The 21,495-nt window shown below is 61.7% G+C and carries 18 protein-coding genes and 1 pseudogene; 9 read left to right on the top strand and 10 right to left on the bottom strand.

What is annotated here, in order from left to right; genetic code table 11:
* Window positions 1–81: 81 nt before the first annotated feature.
* The 3 genes from J4E00_RS22610 to J4E00_RS22600 all read right to left on the bottom strand — a co-directional run bounded on the left by J4E00_RS22610 (window position 82) and on the right by J4E00_RS22600 (window position 5,787).
* Window positions 82–3,738: an ABC transporter permease/M1 family aminopeptidase gene (locus J4E00_RS22610; protein ID WP_208177554.1), complete on the bottom strand. Its 3,657-nt coding sequence runs from the start codon at window positions 3,736–3,738 to the stop codon at window positions 82–84.
* Between the two features lie 162 nt (window positions 3,739–3,900).
* Window positions 3,901–4,803, bottom strand: coding sequence for an ABC transporter ATP-binding protein (locus J4E00_RS22605; protein ID WP_208177553.1), 903 nt, complete (start codon window positions 4,801–4,803; stop codon window positions 3,901–3,903).
* A gap of 126 nt (window positions 4,804–4,929) precedes the next feature.
* Complete coding sequence (locus J4E00_RS22600; RefSeq protein ID WP_208177552.1) at window positions 4,930–5,787, bottom strand: carboxypeptidase-like regulatory domain-containing protein; 858 nt, start codon at window positions 5,785–5,787, stop codon at window positions 4,930–4,932.
* Window positions 5,788–6,000: 213 nt separating this feature from the next.
* Here J4E00_RS22600 and J4E00_RS22595 point away from each other — a divergent pair, with 213 nt between their 5' ends.
* Both J4E00_RS22595 and J4E00_RS22590 read left to right on the top strand, forming a co-directional pair.
* A complete protein-coding gene (locus J4E00_RS22595; RefSeq protein WP_208177551.1) occupies window positions 6,001–7,020 on the top strand; it encodes a sensor histidine kinase in 1,020 nt (339 codons plus the stop codon).
* 60 nt (window positions 7,021–7,080) lie between these two features.
* On the top strand, window positions 7,081–7,812 hold the full coding sequence (locus tag J4E00_RS22590) for a LytR/AlgR family response regulator transcription factor (protein ID WP_208177550.1): 732 nt from the start codon (window positions 7,081–7,083) through the stop codon (window positions 7,810–7,812).
* Window positions 7,813–7,845: 33 nt separating this feature from the next.
* On the opposite strand, the gene J4E00_RS22585 is transcribed toward J4E00_RS22590, so the two are convergent.
* Entirely contained in the window at window positions 7,846–10,353 is a 2,508-nt protein-coding gene (locus J4E00_RS22585) for a TonB-dependent receptor domain-containing protein (protein WP_208177549.1), read from the bottom strand.
* A gap of 416 nt (window positions 10,354–10,769) precedes the next feature.
* Here J4E00_RS22585 and J4E00_RS30320 point away from each other — a divergent pair.
* Window positions 10,770–10,829 (top strand): annotated as a pseudogene (locus J4E00_RS30320) (RCC1-like domain-containing protein); the annotation flags it as partial.
* Between the two features lie 39 nt (window positions 10,830–10,868).
* Entirely contained in the window at window positions 10,869–11,576 is a 708-nt protein-coding gene (locus J4E00_RS22575) for a T9SS type A sorting domain-containing protein (protein ID WP_208177548.1), read from the top strand.
* A gap of 85 nt (window positions 11,577–11,661) precedes the next feature.
* Here J4E00_RS22575 and J4E00_RS22570 read toward each other — a convergent pair whose 3' ends face one another.
* Window positions 11,662–12,948: a helix-turn-helix domain-containing protein gene (locus tag J4E00_RS22570; RefSeq protein ID WP_208177547.1), complete on the bottom strand. Its 1,287-nt coding sequence runs from the start codon at window positions 12,946–12,948 to the stop codon at window positions 11,662–11,664.
* 85 nt (window positions 12,949–13,033) lie between these two features.
* Between J4E00_RS22570 and J4E00_RS22565 the strand changes: the two genes are divergently transcribed.
* The 3 genes from J4E00_RS22565 to J4E00_RS22555 all read left to right on the top strand — a co-directional run bounded on the left by J4E00_RS22565 (window position 13,034) and on the right by J4E00_RS22555 (window position 16,057).
* Window positions 13,034–13,849: a ribonuclease H-like domain-containing protein gene (locus tag J4E00_RS22565; RefSeq protein WP_208177546.1), complete on the top strand. Its 816-nt coding sequence runs from the start codon at window positions 13,034–13,036 to the stop codon at window positions 13,847–13,849.
* Between the two features lie 39 nt (window positions 13,850–13,888).
* On the top strand, window positions 13,889–14,404 hold the full coding sequence (locus J4E00_RS22560) for a hypothetical protein (RefSeq protein ID WP_208177545.1): 516 nt from the start codon (window positions 13,889–13,891) through the stop codon (window positions 14,402–14,404).
* A gap of 114 nt (window positions 14,405–14,518) precedes the next feature.
* Window positions 14,519–16,057 (top strand): serine hydrolase, encoded by a 1,539-nt coding sequence (locus J4E00_RS22555; protein WP_208177544.1) that lies wholly within the window; start codon window positions 14,519–14,521, stop codon window positions 16,055–16,057.
* A 263-nt stretch (window positions 16,058–16,320) separates the two neighbouring features.
* Here J4E00_RS22555 and J4E00_RS22550 read toward each other — a convergent pair whose 3' ends face one another.
* The 3 genes from J4E00_RS22550 to J4E00_RS22540 form a co-directional block, all read right to left on the bottom strand.
* Window positions 16,321–17,373: an NAD(P)-dependent alcohol dehydrogenase gene (locus J4E00_RS22550; protein WP_208177543.1), complete on the bottom strand. Its 1,053-nt coding sequence runs from the start codon at window positions 17,371–17,373 to the stop codon at window positions 16,321–16,323.
* 134 nt (window positions 17,374–17,507) lie between these two features.
* Window positions 17,508–18,488: a helix-turn-helix transcriptional regulator gene (locus tag J4E00_RS22545; protein ID WP_208177542.1), complete on the bottom strand. Its 981-nt coding sequence runs from the start codon at window positions 18,486–18,488 to the stop codon at window positions 17,508–17,510.
* Window positions 18,489–18,512: 24 nt separating this feature from the next.
* The gene (locus tag J4E00_RS22540; RefSeq protein ID WP_208177541.1) at window positions 18,513–18,959 is read right to left on the bottom strand and encodes an SgcJ/EcaC family oxidoreductase; all 447 of its coding nucleotides are present in this window, start codon (window positions 18,957–18,959) and stop codon (window positions 18,513–18,515) included.
* A 218-nt stretch (window positions 18,960–19,177) separates the two neighbouring features.
* Between J4E00_RS22540 and J4E00_RS22535 the strand changes: the two genes are divergently transcribed.
* Together J4E00_RS22535 and J4E00_RS22530 are read left to right on the top strand one after the other, a co-directional pair.
* Window positions 19,178–19,402, top strand: coding sequence for a hypothetical protein (locus tag J4E00_RS22535; RefSeq protein WP_208177540.1), 225 nt, complete (start codon window positions 19,178–19,180; stop codon window positions 19,400–19,402).
* Window positions 19,403–19,416: 14 nt separating this feature from the next.
* Window positions 19,417–20,103, top strand: a complete 687-nt coding sequence (locus tag J4E00_RS22530; protein ID WP_208177539.1) for a head GIN domain-containing protein — start codon at window positions 19,417–19,419, stop codon at window positions 20,101–20,103.
* 15 nt (window positions 20,104–20,118) lie between these two features.
* Here J4E00_RS22530 and J4E00_RS22525 read toward each other — a convergent pair whose 3' ends face one another.
* Both J4E00_RS22525 and J4E00_RS22520 read right to left on the bottom strand, forming a co-directional pair.
* Window positions 20,119–20,829, bottom strand: coding sequence for a DUF1990 domain-containing protein (locus J4E00_RS22525; protein WP_208177538.1), 711 nt, complete (start codon window positions 20,827–20,829; stop codon window positions 20,119–20,121).
* The gene (locus J4E00_RS22520) at window positions 20,822–21,409 is read right to left on the bottom strand and encodes a DUF1990 family protein (RefSeq protein ID WP_208177537.1); all 588 of its coding nucleotides are present in this window, start codon (window positions 21,407–21,409) and stop codon (window positions 20,822–20,824) included. Before J4E00_RS22520 ends, J4E00_RS22525 begins: the two co-directional genes overlap by 8 nt.
* Window positions 21,410–21,495 lie beyond the last annotated feature (86 nt).

The raw sequence follows: 21,495 nt of genomic DNA, 5'->3' as shown, positions 1-21,495 counted from the left end.
CCATTCAGCCTTGTCCATATCTAAGCAAAAAGCCCCGGCCAACTTGGTCGGGGCTTTTTCAGTGCGATTTATCCGGGCATTTTACAAGTCTTTGGTGTTGTCGTCGAGTTGGCGGTCGATTATCATGTTGTAGGGGTCCACGGCCACAGAGGCGGGCTTTTTAGCCACCACGAAACGTAGCGTGTTATTCCCAGTGCGCAGGTGGCGCTTCTGGAATAACAGCGGCGGCACGGGCTTCTTGTCCGGGCCAATTTCAGGGAAAATGGCCACGGGCAGGGCATCATGCGTTTGGTCGGTTGGCTTTTGATTGCCCAGACTATCAGCGTAGAACTTGGCCGACTTCACCGTGAAATCAACCTGATATCGGCCGTCGGGCAGTTTCTTGCTTGTGGCGGCGGTCACGCGGTTGTCATACAGGGTGATGCGCTCGAACTGGTCGGTGATGTAGGACTGCAGCGAGTCGGGGGCAGCGCGGCGCAGGTAGCCGATGAACTCCGGGGAGTTGGTATAAGGCGGCTGCTGGTAGGCCACGGCGGCCACATACTGCTTTAGGGCCGCGTTGAGAGTGGCCTCGCCCATGGCATCCTGCAGACCATACATCACCACCGAGCCCTTGGCATAGTGGATGTACTGCTGGTTTTCGACCAGCGCCAGCGGCACTTCTTTCTTCTGCTCGAAGGCGCGCCCTTGCAGGTAGCGGTTCATATCAAATTTGAGGAAGCGTTTCATGGCGGTGGGACCGTTGTGGTGGCGCAGCACCATCAGGGCGGAGTATTCGGCCATGGCTTCGGCCATGAGCGTGCTGCCCTGCACGTTGCCGCCGATAACCTGGTGGGCCCACCACTGGTGCGCCACCTCGTGGGCCGTCACGTAGTAGGGATAGTTCAGGTCTTCAGGGTCTTTATCGTTCACGTTGGCAATGAAGCCGATGGCCTCGGAGAAGGGCACCGTGTTGGCAAAGCTCTGAGCGAAGGATTGGTAGCGCGGAAACTCTAGGATGCGCAACTGGCGGTGCTGGTAGGGCGAGAAGTTGCGGGAGCAGTAAGCTAGGGCATCCTGGGCACCCTCGGTCATGCGCTGGAGGTTGTACTCGTGGCCAGGCTGGTAGTAGATGGTGATGGGAATAGTGCGGTGGCCAGCCGAATCGACCCACTGGGCTTTATGCTCTTTGTAGCGGGCCGAAAGGAAGGTGTAGAAGTTGAGCATGGGCCGGTCCATCACGTAGGTGAAGTAGCGGCGGCCGCCCTTCACCCATTCCTTTTGCAGGTAACCGGGAGCAATGGCCGTCTGGTCGGCCTCGGTGCTGACGGTGGTGCGGAAGCGAATCCAGTCGGCATCCTGGCTGATGTAGGTATTTTGGCGGGCCTTGAGGTTGTTCACGTTGGCCATGCGGGGCTTGGGCTTCAGGCCGTAGTTTTTGCGGTCCTGGTCGCCGCTCAACTCGGCGTCTTCGCGGTAGCCCAGGCTGGGCAGGTAGCCGCTGTTGATGAAGGTACCGTTGTACACAATGTCGGTATTTGAGCCCGAGTTGGGGAAGCCGCGCTCCTGGTAGAAGATGTCCATGCTCAGGGCCAGCGAGTCGCCGGGGGCCAGCGGTTGAGCCAGGCGGTAGAGACGCACGCCGTAGGTGGTATCGCTCAGGGCCAACGTGGCTTGGCCAGCCTTGCCCAGGTTCAGCGCCAGCACGCGGGGATGCTGCTCCACGGGAATGCTGACGATGACCGTATCGAGGGCGCGGGCGTGCTTATTCACCAGCGTGAACTGCCCGCGGAAACGCACGGCGCGGGTGCTGGGGAAAATTTCCGTGTTCATATCCACTGCTGTGATGCGGGGCTGGGCCACGTCCTTGAGGCGGCGGTACTGTTTCTCGTAGGCTACCTGGCGCTTTTCGCCTTCTTTGGGCGTCAGGTATTTATTCAACACGTTGGTGTTGTAGAAGATGTAGTAGCCTGCGCCCAGGCTCACGAGCAGCCCTAGCACGAGGGCGGCGCTGCTGCCGGTGCTCCAGCGGCGACGGGCTTCGGCCAGGCGGGCGGTGGTATCGGTGCCGCGCACCCAGAGCAAAGTGGCCAGCAGCACCAGCAGCAGCGCTACCCCAGACCACAGCAGCTTGGTCCACCAAAAGGCCGGCAGGAAGTGGGCATAGCCATTCATATCAGAATAACGCCCAGGCGAAGGCGAACCACCATAGCCCAGCAGCCGGTGCCCCAGCCCAATCTGGCTCCGAAAAATGTTGGCCACGTAGTACACCACCATCACGGCAAAGCCCAGGTACTTATTATTGAGCACCACCTGCGTCACCATGCTCAGCACGCAGAGCAGCAGCAGCATGGGCAACTCGTACAGGAACAGTGCCTGCAGGTAGAGGCCGATTTCGTAGTGGAAATAGCCTTTGAAAGTCTGGATGAGTAGGCCACACACCATCACCACGGCCAGCAGCACCACTTGCACCAGGCCCAGCGCGGCCAGCTTGCTCAGGAAGGGCACCCAGCTGGGGACCGGCACGGCATCGGCAATCTGGGCCACACCGGCTTCGCGCTCGCGCCACACCAGCTCGCCGCCGTAGAAGATGATGATGGCCAGGAAGAACAGAAAAAAGGAGCCGGTAATGGATTCCAGCACCTCGTAGGTAACCGGGAACGTGGACGTATCAAACGTCTTACCGACCTGCGACGACGTAGCCAGCAGCAGGATAACGCCCGCGCCCGCAATGGCCACGAAGTAGCGGCTGCGCACAATGCCCCGGAATTCCAGCTTGGTCAGGCTCCACCACTGGCGCAGGCTCATGCCACCCGAGAACACCTGCGATACGCGCGGCAGGCGCAGGCCACCCGGTTGGGCCACTGCTGCGTCGGCGTCGGCTTCGACGGCCAGGGCAGCACGGCGCGACTTCTTGTCCGGCTTTTCAGAGGCGAAAACCGAGAACCGGAAGCGGGCGTAGCACAGACCCAGCAGCGCCAGTCCGAAGGCCAGCCAAACGGCGCGGTTTAGGAGCACGTAGCTGGAGAGCGGCAGCAGCAGGTGGTTTTTCTCGGCTGGCGTCCAGTAGCGCATCGTGAAATCAAGGGCGGAGAGGCCAAAGGCGTCGAGGGCCGCTACCAGATGCTCGTTCTTGAGGTCGCTGAGATAGGCAGTAGATATCAAATACACCACCAGCAGCAGCACTGAGCCGATGTAGGTGCTCAGGATGTTGCGCGAAAGCGTGGCTCCGGTGAAGAAGATGGCGCCCGCAAACAGCAGGTTGGGCAGCACCATCACCACGTAAGGCCACACGTAGGTACCGGCCGGGGCGCTGGCCAGAAACCGGTCGGCCTCTACCCAGGGCATTACGCCAGCCACGGCCGCCCCTATGCCAATGCCGCTAAATACCAGCACGGCAACCAGGTAAGAGCCGAAAAACCGCCCAGCCAGATAGCCGAACTTGCTAATGGGCGTGGTGTAAAACAGCGAATGCGTGCGGTATTCAAAGTCGCGGTACACGGGGTTGCCCATCAGCGAGGAGGCGATGATGACGCCAAACACGCTCAAGAGCGTAGTGATGATGTTGACCGAAAACGGGGCGTTGATTTTCACCGTCTGCCCGTCGCCGCCCAGCGAAACATTCACACCCGTGCCGAAGCCCCCACCGGCCGCCGTCACCAGCAAAAAGGCCATGAGGAATAGCAGCAGGAAATAAATCCAGGTAGCGGGCCGCCGCAGGCGGTATTTGAGTTCAAAAAGAAGTATGGGAAGGAACATCGGAATGACAGTTGGGAGGTGAGTAAAAGCTGTCATGCAGCACGAAACGAAGTGTCTCGCTTGTGGCAGCAATTCAATCGTTCAGCCGTTTTAGTTACTGCTGCACGCAAGCTGCTTCGCTGCGTGCTGCATGACTGTTTCAGGAGCTGGCGGTGGGGGCTGCTAGGCCATTACCGCCCCACCCTTACTCCGCACTTCGTAGTTTCTGATTTCCGAGAAATACACGTCCTCCAAGTCCGGATTCACGATTTCAAACCCACTGTCCGGCGCTGAGTCGGCCAGCACGTGCACCACGGTTTTGCCCGCGAACAGGCGCGAGCTGATGACTTGCTGGCTGGCTTGCAGTGCGGGCAGTTCGGTTTTCTCAATCAGCTTGCGCCAGATTTTCCCTTTCAGGTTGTTCATCACCGTGAGCGGGTCGCCGGTGAGCAGCACTTCGCCCTTGTTGATGATGGCCATGTGGCGGCAGAGGTCGGCCACGTCGCTCACAATGTGGGTGCTGAGGATGACCACCAGGTTTTCGCCAATCTCACTCAGCAGGTTGTGGAAGCGGTTGCGCTCGGCGGGGTCGAGGCCGGCGGTGGGCTCGTCCACGATGATGAGGCGCGGGTTGCCGAGCAGGGCCTGGGCAATGCCGAAGCGCTGCTTCATGCCGCCGGAGTAGCCGCCCACGTACTTTTTGCGCACGTCGTAGAGGTTGGTCTGGTGCAGCAGGGCGGCCACCATTTCTTTGCGCTCCTTGCCATTGGCGATGCCTTTGAGGGTGGCGAAATGGTCGAGCAAATCCTCGGCGCTCACGCTGGGGTACACACCGAACTCTTGAGGCAAGTAGCCCAGTACGCGGCGCACGGCCTCTTTATCGCGCAGCACATCGATGCCATCGAGGCTGATGGAACCGGTGTCGGCATCCTGCAGGGTGGCAATGGTGCGCATCAGGCTGGACTTGCCGGCGCCGTTGGGGCCCAGCAGGCCGAACATGCCGTTCGGGATTTCGAGGCTGACGTTTTTGAGGGCCTGCGTCCCGTTGGGGTAGGTCTTGGAGAGATTGGTGATGGAAAGGGCCATTGATGCAGAAAAAAGGTGATGACGTATGAGTTAGGATTGATTGAATCGGGGGAAGATAGCCAGTGTTACAGCCTATTGCTTTGACGGATGCTGAAAATGCGGCCGGAGTTGCCTGCCGGGTGCTCTTTAGCGGTATTCGGCCACCGTGGCGTCGATGCCTAGGCCGAAGCCGCGCATCTTTTCCCAATCGGCGGCGCTTTGGTTGGCAATGTAGATGGGGCCTTTCAGCAAGCTCATGCTGAGGCGCAGCTCGCCGGGGCCCAGCCCCTTTACCATTTCGAGGCCCACGGCTATGTCGCCCTGCACGGTGAGGTGGAAACGGCGCAGGTCGGCCACGAAGCGTGTTTTGGTTTCGCCTTTGCGCACCCGCACGTAAACGGGCTCGGGCAGCAGGCTGGCCGTGGGCACGTCGTTTACGACCTGATAGACATTGACGCGGTAGAACAGGCTGTCGTAGGTGCATTCGGCTACGTGGAACGACACCTCCTCCAGCGTAGCGGGCCGCCGCAGGTGCAGGCCCTGGGCCAGCTGGCTGCCCAGCCGGTTCATTTTAAAGCCACCCGAAATGGTATTGGACACGGTCGAATTGCCGATGACGCGCCGCGTGGCAGTACCGGGCCGCACCAGCACTTCGGCCAGCGGCGTGGGCGCGGCCCGCAGCAGCACCCGGCCGCCCGCTTGGGTTAGCTGCCGGCGGAAATCGGCCACCTGTACCGTGAGCGGCGCGTAGCCCAGCAGGGCCAGCCGCAACGAATCCTGGTCGTAGGCGGCGGGCACATCAAAGGTGAAACGGCCCTGGGCATCGGCCACGGTACCGGCCGGCCGGTGCAGCACGCCAATGCTGGCGTAAGCCACCGGAGTCTGGGTGGCCTGGTCGAGTACCTGCCCGGTGAGGGCCGTGGCCTGGGCGGCCACCACAGCGGGCAGCAGCCCGGCGCTAAAGAAAGAGCAGAAAAAGGCGGTAAGCAGGCGGGGCAGTGGCATACGGTGGGCTGATTGGGTGACTTGATGGCTCAAAGATGAAAGGTCCCCGCCACCAAGCACCGGGCAAAATGACCAACTGCCGGCCGGCCGTGACCACCACCCGCTCCTGCCGGATGAGTCCCGTTCGTCCGCAAAAACCGGCATTCGTCACGCTTATTCGGTGTTCGTCATCTTGCTTTGACAGCGCCTGGGCGGGACCAGTAGCTTTGCGGCATGACTCTTTCAACTTTATTGGGGCGGCGGGTTATTCGGCACGGAATAGCGTGGCTGCTGGTAGTCGCCAACATCAGCCTGATAATCTGGCGCGACCCTGCGCACGCCGAGGAAGGGTTGCGTTCGTCGGCGGTACTCCTAATGGTGGCGGCGCTCACCATTTATACCCACTTCTGGCTCCTCACCCACCTCATGGAGCGTCGACGCTACGCGCTCTATGCGCTGGCTACGGTGGCCACGCTGCTGGCAGGCGGGGCGTTGCTCAACCTCTTCGACGAAGTGGTCCAAATCAAGGTAATTGACCCGCATGGCCAGACCAGTTCCACAGCCTATTTGTACGGGCACGCAGTGGGCAACATCTTGCTCGCGGTGAGCTTGTCCACCGTTGCACGCTACGTGCGCCGCGGCATTGTGAGCCACTTCCAGATGCAGCAGCTGCGGGCCCTGCAGCTCGAAACCGAGCTCAGCCTCCTCAAAGCGCAGGTGAACCAGCACTTCCTCTTCAATACTCTCAACAACCTGTATGGTCTGAGCCTGGCCGCACCCGACCAGATGCCTGAGGCCCTGCTCCAGTTGGCCGGCCTGATGCGCTACCAGCTCGACAGCTCGCGCCAAAGCACCGTGACCGTGGGCACCGAGGCCGAATACCTAGCCAACTACATCGGGCTCGAAAAGCTGCGCCTGCGCGACAACACCACCGTCGAATTCACCGCCGACCTGCCCCACCCCGACCAGCCGCTGGCCCCGCTCCTGCTGCTGCCGCTGGTCGAAAACTGCTTTAAGCACGCCATTGGGCCCGGCGGCGAAAACACCATCCGCATTCACCTTACCCAGACGGATACGGGCCTCACGCTACACACCGGCAACAGCATTCCGCCGCATTTCCGGCCCGCGCCCTCGGGGTTGGGGCTGCCTACCTTGCGGGCGCGGCTGGCGCAGTTCTACCCCGGCACCCGCCACCGGCTAGCCATTGAGGCCAGCGAAACCTTTTATACCGCCAATTTGCAGCTTGTGCTGTAGTGCGAACTTTGGCTACGCCGCGCCGATAGCAAAGTCTGCGCTACATCCTCCCCTACCCCTATGCCAACTCCTGCCCCCCTGCGCTGCCTGCTGGTTGACGACGAGCCGCTGGCCCATACGGTGCTGCGCGCCTACCTCGACCGCCTGCCGGGCCTGGCTACCTGGGCCGGTAGCTGCTACGGAGCCGTGGAGGCCCTCACGTTTTTGCGCACCACGCCCGTCGACGTACTGTTTCTGGATGTGGATATGCCCGAGCTCACGGGGCTGGAACTGCTGCGGGCGCTGCCCCAGCCGCCGGCCGTGGTGCTTTGCACCGCACACGCGGCGCACGCCCTCGATGCCTTCGACCTGGGTGTGGTCGACTACCTACTGAAACCCATTCGTTTCGAGCGCTTCATCAAAACCATCAACCGGCTGCAAGCCACCGTGCCCACGGCAGCGCCGACAGCCGCTGCCCCGGCTGCGCCTGTTCAGGAACCTGCTACCGATTCAATTTTCCTGAAAACCGATGCTGGCACCGAGCGGGTCCGCTTCGGTGAGCTGCTGTTTGTGGAGGGTTACGGCAATTTCGTGAAGTGCCACCTCGCCTCGGGCCGCGTGTTGCTCACGGCCGAAACCATGAAGCAGATGGAAAGCCAGCTGCCCGCCGGGCAGTTTCTGCGCACTCACAAATCCTACCTCGTGAACCTGGCCAGCGTGGAGCGCCTCAGCGGCAACGTGCTGCTGGTGGGAGCCCGCGAAGTACCCGTAGGCAGCACCTACCGCCAGGAAGTGCTGCGGCACTTGCGGTAAAGTGGCGGGGTTGATGTCCCGCCTGCTCACGGCCTACTGTCCGCCCTGCTTGCTGCCGCCGCCTTTCACGTCGTCGTTCGAGATGGATTTGCGCTGCTTGCCCTGCTGCGCATTGCCGAAACGGTAGCTGAAGCTGAGGCGGAAGCCGCGCTGGTAGGCGTAGTTGTTGCTGGTTTCGCTGAAGGAGGGCGTATCCGTAGTGCTGCGGTAGCGCCAGTAGTTGTTGAAGGGCGTGGCCAGGTTCAGCACCAGGTCGGCCTTGTCGTTGAGGAAGGTTTTCTTGACGCCTAACTGGTAATACAGGTTGGCCGAGCCGCGGCCTTGCAGTTCGGGCGAAGGCAGCGAGCTATAGAGAAATCCCTGCAGCGTGAATTTCTTGGGCAACTTATAAGACGTATTGAGGTTCAGGCCAGCCGTGAAGCCACGTCGCTCGACGCCCAGCGCCGGGCTGCGGCGCACGATGTACTGCACATCTGGCCCGCCGCTGATGTCCCAGCCCTTGGCGGGCTTAGCCGACCCATAGAAATTGAGCTGGTAAAAGGAATTCGAAGCCACGTTGGCGTAGGTCCGGACCGTGCTGCCGGGCAATGCATCCGTAATTCCCGCCTCCTCGGGCCGCAGGCGAATGGACTCAATGGCGTTGCCCGTGCGCCGCACCGAACCCGAGATGTTGAGCGAGCCGGCTTTGCCGTTGGTGTTGTAGCTCAGCTCATAAGAGTCCGTCAGTTCCGGGTCGAGGTTGGGGTTGCCAAAGGAAATATTCTGCGCGTCGGAGCGGTCGATGAACGGGTTCAGGTAGTCGATGTAGGGTCGGGTGATGCGCTTGCTGTAGGCTAGGCGCACGCTGTTGTTGTCGCTGAAGGCATACTGAGCATTGCCATTGGGAAGCAGTGTGAGGTAGCTGCGGGCCGGAATCTCCGAGCCCGTGGTGCGGAAATCGGCCGAAAGCGAGGTGCGCTCCAGGCGGCCGCCCAGGCTGATGCTGAGCTTTTTAGTAGCCTTGGCGGTGTAGGTGGCGTAGGCGGCCTGCACATTCTGGTCGTAGTCGAAGTCGGTGGAGCGGCCGGCCAGGCGCACAAAGTCCGCATCGGCCTGCTGCTTGCCGTCTACGTCGGCCACCGAGCCGGTGTGGCGCCAGATGGCTTTCAGGCCGGTTTCGAGGGTTTGCTTCTCACCAAAGGGCTGGGTCAGGTCGGTCTGGAAGGTGACTTCGGTGCCTGGTGTGCGGCCCCGGCTGCGCTCGCGGTAGCTGGCCCGGTCGGTTTCGAGGTTGACGCGGGAGTTGGCGAACTGGTCGAAATCGTAGCCGAAGGTGCCGCTGTTCTCAGCGTACTGGCCCACCACGCTCCACTCCTTACGGGGCAGTGCGAAGGTCCTGGTGTAGGTGCCCGTCAGCTCGCCGTTGAAGCCGCTAAACAGGCTGTTGGTGGTGCGGGTGAAGAGTTGATTATTGACCTGATTGTCGGTCACGTAGTCGTTCAGCAGGTTATTGTAGTCGTGTCCGCGGTAGGTGTTCAGCGACGCCGCCAACGACAGGCTCTGGTGCTCGCTCACGTCGTAGTCGAGACCGATGCTGCCGTAATTCCACAAGCCGCCATAGTCGCCCGTGCCGTTCTGGGTCAGGGTCGAATTATCAACCTTGCCGTAGCGGACGCGGGTCGACTCGTTCGGCCCGTACCAGCCACCCAGGCCCCCCGACGAGGTGAAGCCCAGCTTCTTGGTCTTGAAGTTGAGTGCAGCGTTGACGTTCGAGTTGCGGTTGCCACCCGAGGCGCTTACACGGCCGTTCAGGCCCTGCTCCACTCCCTTCTTCAGCACGATGTTGATGATGCCGGCCGTGCCTTCGCCGTCGTACTTGGCCGGCGGCGTGGTGATGATTTCGACTGACTTAATCTGCTCGGCGGGGATGCCTTTGAGGGCTTCGGCCAGGTTGCTGGCCAGCGTGGGCGAGGGTTTATTATTCACCAGTACTTTGAAGTTGCTGGAGCCCCGCATTTTTACGTTGCCGTCGCCGTCCACGGCCAGCAGTGGGGCCTTGCGCAGCACGTCGGCCGCGTTGCCGCCGGCATTAGTCGCGTCCTGGTCGGCATTGTACACGATGCGGTCGGGGCGCACCTCCACCACCGGCTTCGTACCTACAATGACGGCCTCGCCCAGCGCGGTGCCGGCTACGGGCAGGTAGAATGTGGGCAGCGCTGTAGCGCCGGCAGTTACCGTGACGGGGCGCGTCTGAGTGCCGTAGCCCACGTAGCTCACACGCAGTCGGAAGCTACCGGGAGCCAGCTTGTTTAGCGCAAACTTGCCGGCATCATCGGCCGCTACCCCGGTGATGGGAGCCTCGCCGGTGGCGGGCAGCAGCACCACGGTGGCGTAGGGCACAGGCTCTTTCTTGAGCGAATCGAGCACGGTGCCGGTTAGGGAGCCGGTGGCTGGTGCGGCCGGTGTGGCGGGAGCCGGCGTCTGGGCGTGGGCTGGGCAGATAGCCCCGGTCAGCAACAGGCCCAACAGGCCACCCAGCAGGTAGTGTGTAGATAGTTTCATAAGCGCAACAGAAAAAAGGAAGGAGGGACAGCCCCTAACAGATGACAAGGCCGGGGGCAGGGTTGCCTGTGGGCGGCATTTAAATACTTGGTAGTGGCATTATAGCCGGATGTAAACACGGAGAGTATCTGCGCGGGGGCCTTAACGTTACACGGGGCTGGATTATTTATTTGTTGCGTACCGCATGGTGGGGCGGGCAGCTTTCGGGTTCAAAGGTCTGGCCGGCCCCCACTTGCTGCGCTCCATATTGTAAGTTGGGACGTCCCAAATGGCATTTGAGACCTTGGCCGGACCGGTGGTGCCCTACCTTCCCAAACGCAAAAGCTCCCACGGCTAGGCCGTGGGGGCTTTTACACGCATGTTAAAGGCAGCTTCCTGACCCGAGTTGCGGAGGCCTTGGGTGACCTACTGCACCAGCAGGCCTTTCCCACAGCCTGGCCCTGAAAGCCGACGGCAGCCTCTACGCCTGGGGCTAGAACCAGTACGGCCAGCTGGGCAACGCCACCACCAGCAGCATGCTCACGCCCACGCAGGAGGCCACGGGCGCTACCACCTGGACCACGCTGGCTTCCGGACCTATGGCCGACTTCTCGCTGGCCCGTAACTCCTCGGGCTACGCTTTTGCCAGCACCGGCCAGAACACCAACGGCCAGCTCGGCGACGGCAGCACCACCAGCGCCCAGCGCTTCGACCGGGTGAGCCCGCTGCGCAGCTTCCAGCCCCTGCCCGTGGAGCTGGCCGCCTTTACGGCCGCCCGCACCGGCCCGGCCGCCGTGCGCCTCACCTGGGCCACCGCCTCGGAGCGTGACAACGCCAGCTTCGGCATCGAAGCCTCCGCCGACGGGGCCAGTTTCCGCCACCTGGGCTTCGTGGCCGGGGCCGGCTCGTTGGCTAGCGCGCACACCTACTCGTTTGCCGATGCCACGGCCGCCGCCACCTACTACCGCCTCGCTCAAACCGACGCCGACGGCCGCGTAACGTATTCGCCCGTGCGCTTCGTGCCCAGCGGGGCCACCACGAGCCAGCTGGTGCTGGTGCCCAACCCCGTTGCCGGTGGCCCGGTGCGAGCCCTCGGCCTCCCCGCCGAGGCACTCCTTTCAGTCTACAACAGCCTGGGTCAGCTTGTGCGTCCGGCCGCTGCCACCCTGTCCGTGGCCGGCCCGCCCGCCGGCGTGTACCTGGTACGCGCCGGTAACCGCGCCGCCCGCCTCGTGGTGGAGTAAGGCCTGGGAATAGCAGAGCAGATAAAATGGAAAGTCCGTCGTGCTGCGCTTGTCACAGTATGACAGGCTTTTCCGGCTTCAGCTCCTACCCCCTTCCCACTTCGCTGGGGGCCTGCCCCAGCAGCTTCTTGAACACCCGGTTAAACGTGGACTTGGAATTAAATCCGCTCTCCAGCGCCACACCTACTAGGGAGTAGTGCGCAAAGCGCGGGTCCGCCAGCTTGCGCCGGGCCTCGGCCACCCGGTAGGTGTTCACAAAGTCGTTGAAGTTTTGCCCGCAGCCCGCGTTGATGACTTTGGAGAGCAGGGCCGGGTTGGTGCGCAGGCGGTGGGCCAGCTCGGTAAGGGTGAGCTCGGGCTCCAGCCAGGGCTGCTCATCGGCCATCAGGCGCAGCAGCTTGTCGCGCCAGGGCTGCAGTTCCGGGGCCAGCTCCGGCGCGGCTTCAGCCGGGGCCGGCGCAGCGGTGGAAACCGGCGGTTCGGCCGGCGCGGCAGTTGCAACCGATTCGGCGGCTATCGGCAATTCAATAGGCGTTGCGAGCGGTTCCAACTCCGCAGTTTTTATCGCAGACGGCGTGGCCCCGAAGCGGAGCGAGCTGGTGGCCGCCGCGTAGTTGGCCTGAATGCCCACCACAATCAGCCCGTAAATCAGGACCCCGCGCAGGGCAAAGAAATACCAGGCCGTGTCGTAGCTGAGGTCATACATCTGGTTGAGCACCGTGAATACCAAACTCAGCACCAGCACCAGGGCTTGCAAGGCCAGCAGCTGCCGCAGGCCCGCAAAACGCAGCCGCTCGGGGTCCGAGAAGTTGTCGTTGAGGTAGCGGGCGTAGCGGCGGTAGTCGGCCAGCAGGCGCAGGCCGTAGCCCAGCAGCAGCGCCGAGCTGAGCAGGGCGGCAGGCAGGGCCAACTCGTCGAATGCCGTGGCGGCGGGGCCTTTGGTGCCATAAAAATCAGGCAGCGGCCAGCCCAGCACGCCCCGGTACCAGCCTAGGTCGTAGGCCGCCACGGCCGCAAAGGCGCCCCATTCCAGCAGGCCCGGCAGCAGGTGCTTCAGGGCTGGGCGCCAGCGAAAATCCTGGTTCGTAAGGCTGCGAAAATATAGATAATAAGCCCCGCCGAGCAGCATATTGGCCCGCCAGGGCAGGTAAAACATGACGGTGGAGTGGCCGTCGTGGCTATCGAACCACCCGGCGTAGCCCAGCATCCACTGGCTCACGCTGAGGGTGGGCACCAGCAGCAGCAGCGCCAGCAGGGCATCGGAGGCATTACCGCGCCGCCAGGCTCGGCTCAGCAGCCAGAGCGTGGCCACGGCCCCCGGCACCACAAAAGGCAACAGCAAGGAGCTATGCAGGCCGAAGGAGAACAACATAGCGACGAAAATACGGTGCGGTACCTCCCCACTGGAATTGCTGCTATTTTGGCTTAGCTTTGAGGTAGCCCGTTTTTTCTGTGCTATGAACATCCTTCGCCACGTCGACCTCACCCGCGTTTTCTTCGTCGACATCGAAACTGTGCCCGGCTACGCTACCCACGCCGACCTGCCCGCTACCCACCAGCCGCTCTGGCAGAAATTCTGCGAGAAGCGCCACGCCCGCGAGCTGGCCGAGGGCCGCACCCACGAAGAGCTATTCAGCAATAGCAGCCTCTACGCCGAGTTTGGCAAGGTGGTGTGCATCTCGGTAGGCTTCTTCCGCGAGCTCAAGGACGAAACCCTAGAATTTCGTACCAAGTCCTTCGCTGGTGCGGACGAGTGCAAGGTCCTGTGCGACTTCGGCCAGTTTCTGCAGCGCTACGCACCCTACGGCCCCAGCCGCTACGCCAAGCTCGAAACCGCTCATCCTGACGGCCATTTTCTCTGCGCCCACAACGGCCGCGAGTTTGACTACGGCTACCTGGGCCGGCGCATGCTCATCTGTGGGCAGGACATTCCGCCCATGCTCGACGTGGCTGGCCACAAGCCCTGGGACCTCCCCCACCTGCTCGACACCATGGAGCTCTGGAAATTCGGTGACAACAAAGGCCACATCACGCTGGCCCTGCTGGCCGGCGTGTTCGGCATCCCCTCTCCCAAAGACGACATCGACGGCTCCCACGTCGGCCACACGTATTGGGTCGAGAAGGACCTCGCCCGTATCGTGCGCTACTGCGAGAAGGACATCATTACCACGGCCCGCATTTTCCTGCATTACACCGGCCAGCAAGCCCTGTGGCCGCTCGTCACGCTCACGCCCACCCCCTGGCCCTCCGCCCCCCTGATGCAGGTCGTTTAGCCAGCCATCCACTACTCTTCCTTTCCTATTTCCTGCCCAATGAATCTTGCTTTACTACCCGGCCGCGCAACGGCTGTCGCGCTGCTATTGCTCACCGGCTGCGAACTCTCCTGCCCGCTTAACATGCCGCCGCCGCCCACGTTCATACTGGTCTTCAGCACCGATACGTTGACCAGTACGGGAGCGGGGTTTCGGCGGGCTGAGCTGCGTTCGGCCTACCTGGTGCACTACGCTACCGCTGATTTTCAACGGCCTATCGATACCCTCCGCCAGCTTAGGTCGCCTGCGCCAGTGGGCAGCGCCAAGCCATTTCTGTCTCTGTATTATCCGTTTGGCCATGCGCCACAGTTCGCCGTACCTGATTACGGCACGGCTACCAGCAACTACCGCCTACTGGTGCCAGCGGCCAGCCGCTCCTACGACATCACTGACATTCAACTGACGCAGGAGCCCGGCGAGAAGCGCTGCGATGGCTACCGAATTACCCGCCGTGAAGCCACCGTCAACGGCCAGCGCCGCGACGGCCTGAATAATCCGCCGGAGCTCACCAAGTAGCCCGCCAGCTAAAACCGGCAAAGCCCCGTGCCCGCCCGCCTGCTTAGCTTTGAGCCGGTTGAAATGTTCTCCTGAGCATTTTAACCGGCTCTTTTTTGACTTTACAGTACCTCTATGCGCCCCCTGCTCTTCCTAGCTACGCTGGCTTCGGCCGCGTCCTTTTCGCTCCGAACCCACGCTCAAACGGCCGCGACCGGCAACGCCTTCGTGCGCGACAGCCTGGCCAGCTACGTACAGCGCGGCCTCAAGCTCTGGAATATCCCCGGCTTGGCCGTGGTGGTGGTAAAGGACGGGCAGGTGGTGACCTCGCAGGGCTTTGGCGTGAAGGCTGTGGGTAAGCCCGAGCCGGTCGACGGCAACACGCTGTTCCTCATTGCCTCTAATTCCAAGCTTTTCACCGGCACCGCCATCTCGCAATTGGTGGAGGAAAAGAAGCTCAAACTGGACGACCCGGTGCGCCAGTACCTGCCCGATTTCCGGCTCTACGACTCCACCAGCACGCGCCTCGTCACCATCCGCGATGTGCTGGGGCACCGCATGGGCACCAAGACCTTCCAGGGCGATTTCACCTTCTGGAATTCCACCCTAAGCCGGGCCGAAATCCTGCAAAAAGTGCGCTATCTAAAACCCAGCGGTGTTTTTCGCCAAACCTACGGCTACAGCAACTACGGTTTCCTGGCAGCCGGCGAAATTATCCCTGCAGCCACCGGCGGCACTACCTGGCAGGATTTCGTGCAGCAGCGCCTGCTCACGCCGCTGGGCATGACCAATACCTACCCCAACTCCACTGGTGCCAGCCAGCGACCCAACATTGCCCAGCCCTACACCACCGCCTTCGGCCCACTCGCGCCCGTGCCGTTTGATGTGGTGGACAATTTCGGGCCCGCCGCCAGCCTGGTTTCCTGCACCAACGACCTGGCCCACTGGCTGCGCTTCCAGCTCGACAGCGGCAAATACAACGGCCAGCGCATTCTGCCCTGGGCCACGCTGCGTCGCACCCGCGAAGGCAATACGCTGGTGAGCAGCACGAAGTCGCCCATCTTCCCCACGCACTTCCGCACCTATGGCCTGGGCGTGCTGTCAGCTGACTACAACGCCCGCCAGATTTACTGGCACACCGGTGGCGCCAACGGCTTCGTAACCAACGTGTGCTTTGTGCCCGAGGAAAACCTGGGCATCGCCGTGCTCACCAACCAGGATAACCAGAGCTTTTTTGAAGCCCTGCGCTACCAGCTGCTCGACGCCTACCTCGGCGTGCCATACGTGGACCGCAGCCGCCAGCTCTACGGCTTCGCCAAACCCGGCAACGCCGAAACCACCAAGAATGTGGCTGACCTCGCCGCCCGCGTCGCCAAGAAAAATAAACCCGCCCGCAGCCTCAAGGAATACGCCGGCACTTATACGCATCCTGTCTACGGCATCATCACAGTGGAGCCGAAGGGCAAGCAACTGCTCGTGCACTTCTCGCACCACCCCGCCCTCACCACCACGCTGGATTACATGGACGGCGACACCTTCCGCAGCACATTTAACCACGCAGCTTACGGCATTTTCCCGGCGCCTTTCACGGTTGAAAACGGGCAGGTGAAAACGCTAGAAATTCGGGTGAACGACGGGCTGGAGCAAGACTCTTACGTATTTAGCAAGCAGTAAATAAAGAATGAGACTTTAACGAAAAGAGGCTCCCGCTGATTGCAGGAGCCTCTTTTCGTTGAATGAACCAATGATAAAGATGGGATACTTCGTACCTCTATCATTGAAGCTGTTTAGGAAATGTCATCCTAAATGGAGCGAAGGGCCTTAGCACTACTGAATGCTTCGTGCCTGCGTGCTAAGGTCCTTCGCTCCGCTCAGGATGACAGGTGAACTTGCGAAAAACAGCTTTCTAAACTGCCTCATTATTTAAAGTTAAAACGCTAGTTGTTCAGTGTCGCCAAATCAATCACGAAGCGGTATTTCACGTCGCCTTTCAGCATGCGCTCGTATGACTCGTTGATGTCCTTCATGTCAATGATTTCGATGTCGGACATGATATTGTGCTCGGCGCAGAAGTCCAGCATTTCCTGGGTTTCGGCGATGCCTCCGATGAGCGAACCGGCGATGCGGCGGCGCTTGCCAATCAGGTTGAAGGCGTGGACCTGCGGCGCCTCCGGCGGCACGCCTAGCAGAATCATGGTGCCGTCACGGCGCAACAGGTTCAGGTAGGCAGCCAGGTCGAGCGGGGCCGACACGGTGTTGATGATGAAGTCAAAGTAGTTGCGCACGGACTTCAGCTGGGCCTCGTCTTTGGTTACCACAAACTTGTGGGCACCTAGCTCTTTGGCATCGGCTTCCTTGTTGGGCGAGGTGCTGAGGACGGTGACTTCGGCGCCCATGGCGACGGCCAGCTTCACGGCCATGTGGCCCAGACCGCCGAGGCCCATCACGGCTACGCGGTGGCCAGACCCCACTTTCCACTGACGCAGGGGCGAGTAGGTGGTGATGCCGGCGCACAGCAGCGGCGCTACGCGGGCGAGGTCCAGCTTGTCGGATACTTTGAGGGTGTACTTTTCATCCACCACAATCTGGCTGGAGTAGCCGCCGTAGGTAGGCCGGCCGGTTTCCTTTTCGATGCCGCCGTAGGTGCCCACCATGCCAGTGGTTTCGCAGTACTGCTCCAGGCCCTCCTGGCAGTTGGGGCAGGTGCGGCAGGAATCGACCATGCAGCCCACGCCGGCCAGGTCGCCCACTTTGAAGTTCTTGACGTGCTCGCCCACCTGCGTGATGCGGCCCACGATTTCGTGGCCGGGCACCATGGGGAAGATAGAGCCGCCCCATTCGTCGCGGACCTGGTGCAGGTCGGAGTGGCACACGCCACAAAACTGAATGTCAATGAGTACGTCGTGCGGGCCGACGTCGCGCCGCTCAAAGTTGAAAGGTGCTAAGGGAACGTTTACGGCCGGAGCCGCATAAGCTTTCGTTGGGAGCATATTTAAGGGAAACAGGATATAGAATGTAGCCCAGGGGCCGAGGACTAAACTCCATAAGCGGGCGAAGGTTGGGCCAGCGGGGCAAAACCTGCCTGATTGCGTGGCCTGGCTGTTGGCTTTCGCCCTCCCGATGGCTAGCCTTTCAGCTCCGTGGGGCTTACGCCGAACTTCTTTTTAAACGCCGTGCTGAAGTGCTGCACTGATGAATAGCCCAGCTCAAACGCTAATTCACTGGCTGTTTTCTGACGGTCCTGCAACTGGGCCCGGGCGTCGGCCAGACGGTAGTCGCTGAGGTAGCCGAACACAGTTTGGCCGAACAGCTCTTTGAAGCCTTTTTTCAGCTTAAACTCGTTGAGGCCCGCCAAGCGGGCCAACTCAGGCAGGCTGGGCGGCAGGGCCAGGTGCTGCACGAGGTAGTCGCGGGCAAAGAGCAGGCGCTCCTGGTCGTAGTCGGTACGGGCGTAGCGGCGCGGGGCCTGCGCCTGCTCGAAGGCATCGGCCTGCAACACCAGTATTTCCAGGGCCTTGGAGTAGAGAAACAGCTTTTTCAGTGGGCCCGCAAAGCGGCAGTCCAGCACCTCGCGGATGGCAGTGTGCAGCGCCAGGTTGAGGTGCAGGCCCTGCTCGCTGAGCACCAGCTGCTGGCCCTGAAGCACGGCGGCACAAAAGCGGCGCAGCGGCTCGTTGGCATGCTGGGCCAGCTCCAAGAACGCGGGCTTAGTGAATTGCAGGATGAAAGTTTCCGATTCCAGCTCCTCGTTGCGGATGGTGCCCTCGAAGCCGTGGGCGTAGGAGAGATTGTGCTGGTAGCTGGCCAGGTGGAGCACGGTACCGGCCCGGCGGTTCTCGATAATGGTGCGGCCGCGCAGGTTGAAGTGCAGGTGCACCACGTCGAGGTCGGTGTGCCACTCGGCGGTGAAGGGCTCCCGGTAGCGCCAGCGCGAATAAGCCAGCCGGATGCCCTCGAAATACCAGTGCGCCTGGTAGCCTTTGCCAATCGGCAGCTCAATTTCGCGCACGTGCTCTACCAGCTCCGTGGCGTGAAAGTCGCTGGCCACGTAGTCGTTGCGGTGAATAAGGAGCTGGCTACTGCCGTGGCGGACTTCAAGGGGCATGGCCGTGGGGAAAGGAGAAGCAAGTTATTTCATCAGGCGCAGTAACAGCTTGGCAAGCAGGCCGGGCGGCTTAATGCGGGTGTTCTGGAAGGCGGCAAACTGCCAGCACCCGCCTTCCAGCACCGCCACCATCGTCTGGATAGATTCTCGCCCAGCGGGTGCCTGCTTCTGCCAGCGCATCTGCACCGCGCCGGTGCTGTGCATCAGCGCCACGGTCGGGGCTAGCAGCCGGAAATCAGTGACGGCGCCGCGCACCAACCGGGAGCCGCGCAATACACCACTGAACAACTCCTGGTGGGCTTGCGCGATGGCCGCTCGGCCAGTCAAATGGGTACCATCGAACACGACATAATCAGCATCGTCGGTAAAATTGGTGGCAAATTGTTCGCCATCCCCTGCTTGCCAAACGGCCGCCAGTTGGTCGAAGAGGAGTTGGATTTGTTCACGGGCAGCTAGCGCAGACTCATTCATAGCAGAAAAGCCAGGTAATGAGACAAAGGTCTGGTGATGAGCCGCTGGCGCAGTTACAAGAAACGAACTTCTACTTACATGAGCCGGAGTTTTTGCTGCTTCTCAGCGACGGTTTCCTGATTCTGTACGTCTGGCTCCGGCAAGTGTAACGCGCTGGCTTGACTGGGCGAGGAAGTTTGCACCGGCATCGGACCTCCTACCGGCCGCGCCGCTTGCTTATGCCCGAAGTTGAAGTTTTTCGCACCGACGTGGCTTGCCCGTGCATAGCTACCTCCCTTCTGCGCTGCCTGCGGGTCCGCTTTCCTACCTGGCGCATCACCTTCGACCTGGACGACTGCGACCGCATTCTGCGCGTGGCAAGCCCCGCTGGCCCACCCGATGCCCGGGCCGTGGCAGCCCTGCTGCATGCCCACGGCCACGCCTGCACCCCCCTCCCCGACTGACCTCATTGTCCCTCATGTTTTCATTCAAACAACTCCGCCAACTCATGCAAGTCCAAGGCAACGGCACCCTTGCGGTGCGCACGCAACCCGTCAGCTCTTTCACCCGCCTGCACCTGAGCGTGCACGGCACCGTAGAGCTGCGCCAAAGCACAGAAGAAAAGGTCGTTATCGAAACCGACGACAACCTATTGGAGCACGTCAGCATCGCCAATGCCGGCCGCACGCTCTACGTCACCACCGAGGACAAGCTGCGGCGGCCCGCCTACTCGCAGCTGCACGTAGCGGTGTACGTGCGCCAGCTTCAGCACCTCGACATTGCCAGCGAAGGCCACGTCATCTGCCCCGAGCCGCTGCTGGCCATCGAGCCACTGGAAATCAAAATTCAGTCCATTGGCAATACCCAGCTCCGCCTGCAGGCCAACCAGCTCACCCTGCACTGCGCCTGCCAGGGCCAGGTGCAGCTAGCCGGCACGGCGGGCGCGGTCAAAATCACCAACCTATCGGAAGGCGACCTGGACTGCGGCGAGCTCACGGCCCAGCACCTCAAGCTTCGCAACCTGGGGGAAGGCAACCTCCAGCTGCGCGCCGAGCAAACCATTACCATTCAGCACCTCGGCGCAGGCTTCGTGCACTACGCCGGTCCCGGCCGGCTGCTTGATGTGCGCCATTACGGTGAAGGCGAAATCCGGCACGTAGGATAAGCGGCGCACTCGTAGCTAATGCTCCTTCACCAAGGCGGCACGCGCGGGCATTGCGGGCGGGGTACCCGTGGCCAGCGCTTGGCTCACCATTTCCTTCATGCGGCGCAACGACTCGCGGGCGAACTTGCGCTGGAGCATGCGCCCAAACAGCCGAAAACCGACCCAATAGAAAGGGTTGCGAATCTGGCCGAGCTGCGACACGGCATGAATGCGAAACTGCACCGCGCCGGATTTCAGGTTTTTGTGGATGGTGAAGTCAATCTGACCGCGTTCGAAGTGGCCTTCGAGGGTGCGGTAGCCGTAGCCCCACACCCGCTCGGGGCCGTGGGGCGTATCGCGGGCTTCTTCGTCGGTCACCTCACTCACACGCACGCCGAAGTAGAATTTAAAGAACAGAAACTGCGCCCGCAGCACCATGATGCGCTTTTCGAGCGGGCCTTCGGGGTTGAAGATGCCGGTGATGAGGTCGGGCGGTGGGAAGGCGTAGCGGCGCAGCACGTCCTGGGCAGCGGCGAAAGAGCCGGCGGCTTCGGGCGGGCCGGGAGCTTCAGCGGGCAGGTCAGCTTCGTAGTCGTCGAGGCGCCAGCCGGTTTCGCTGGTGTACTCGTTTTGGCGCGAGAAATCGTAGTTAACCTTGGCGTTGGTGTAGGCGTCGAGGCGGGCACGGTACTGCTCCCACATGGGAGGCTTGGCTGAGGCAGGCACAGAGGCGGTCTGGTTATTCATGGCGAGTGTGTTCAACGTGGCCGGTGCCGCCATGCCGGAAAGTCTCGACCACAACATCGGCCAAGGCCTGGCCACCGCTGGCCGCCGCCACGCGCCGGCAAAACTCGACCCAAGTGGCCTCCTGCAGCAGCTTGCCACCGCCGATGGTATCGTAGGCAAAAGCCACCAGGCCGTCGCGCGAGCGGGCCGAAGAGCGGATTTCAAACCGCAGCACATCGGGGTTTTCGTCCAGGTAATGCGCCTCGAAGCGAATGCGGCCGGCTTCGGGGTGGCCTTCGAGGGTGATGAATTCGAAAGTCGTGGCGCTGACCTCGGTGACGCGCACGCAGCCATCCCAAGGCCCCAGAATGGTGATGCTGAACTCGTCGCCAACTCTCAGCTCGCTGTCGTCGCCGTCTTTCTTTTTGAAATTGGCCAGGGCATCGGGCGAGAAGTGTGGCACATCGGCTTGCACCGCGGCCATGAGTTGGGCTGGGGAGCGACGAGGCCGGGCCACATCGATAAAATAGCGGCGCTCCAGCAGCGGACCGGAGCCGGAGGAAGCAGGTTGCTCAGAGTGCGTGGAAACAGAATCAGACATGACCGACGAAGAAACGTATGGCTCTTAATACGCCCGTCGTCGCCGTAGGATGCTACGGTTGGGCTATTTCGCTCCACTTTGATTTT

This window comes from Hymenobacter negativus (genome assembly GCF_017571495.1).
Taxonomy (GTDB): domain Bacteria; phylum Bacteroidota; class Bacteroidia; order Cytophagales; family Hymenobacteraceae; genus Hymenobacter; species Hymenobacter negativus.
The sequence above is the reverse complement of the archived record's forward strand: the minus strand, read 5'-3'. Positions and strand labels throughout refer to the sequence as shown.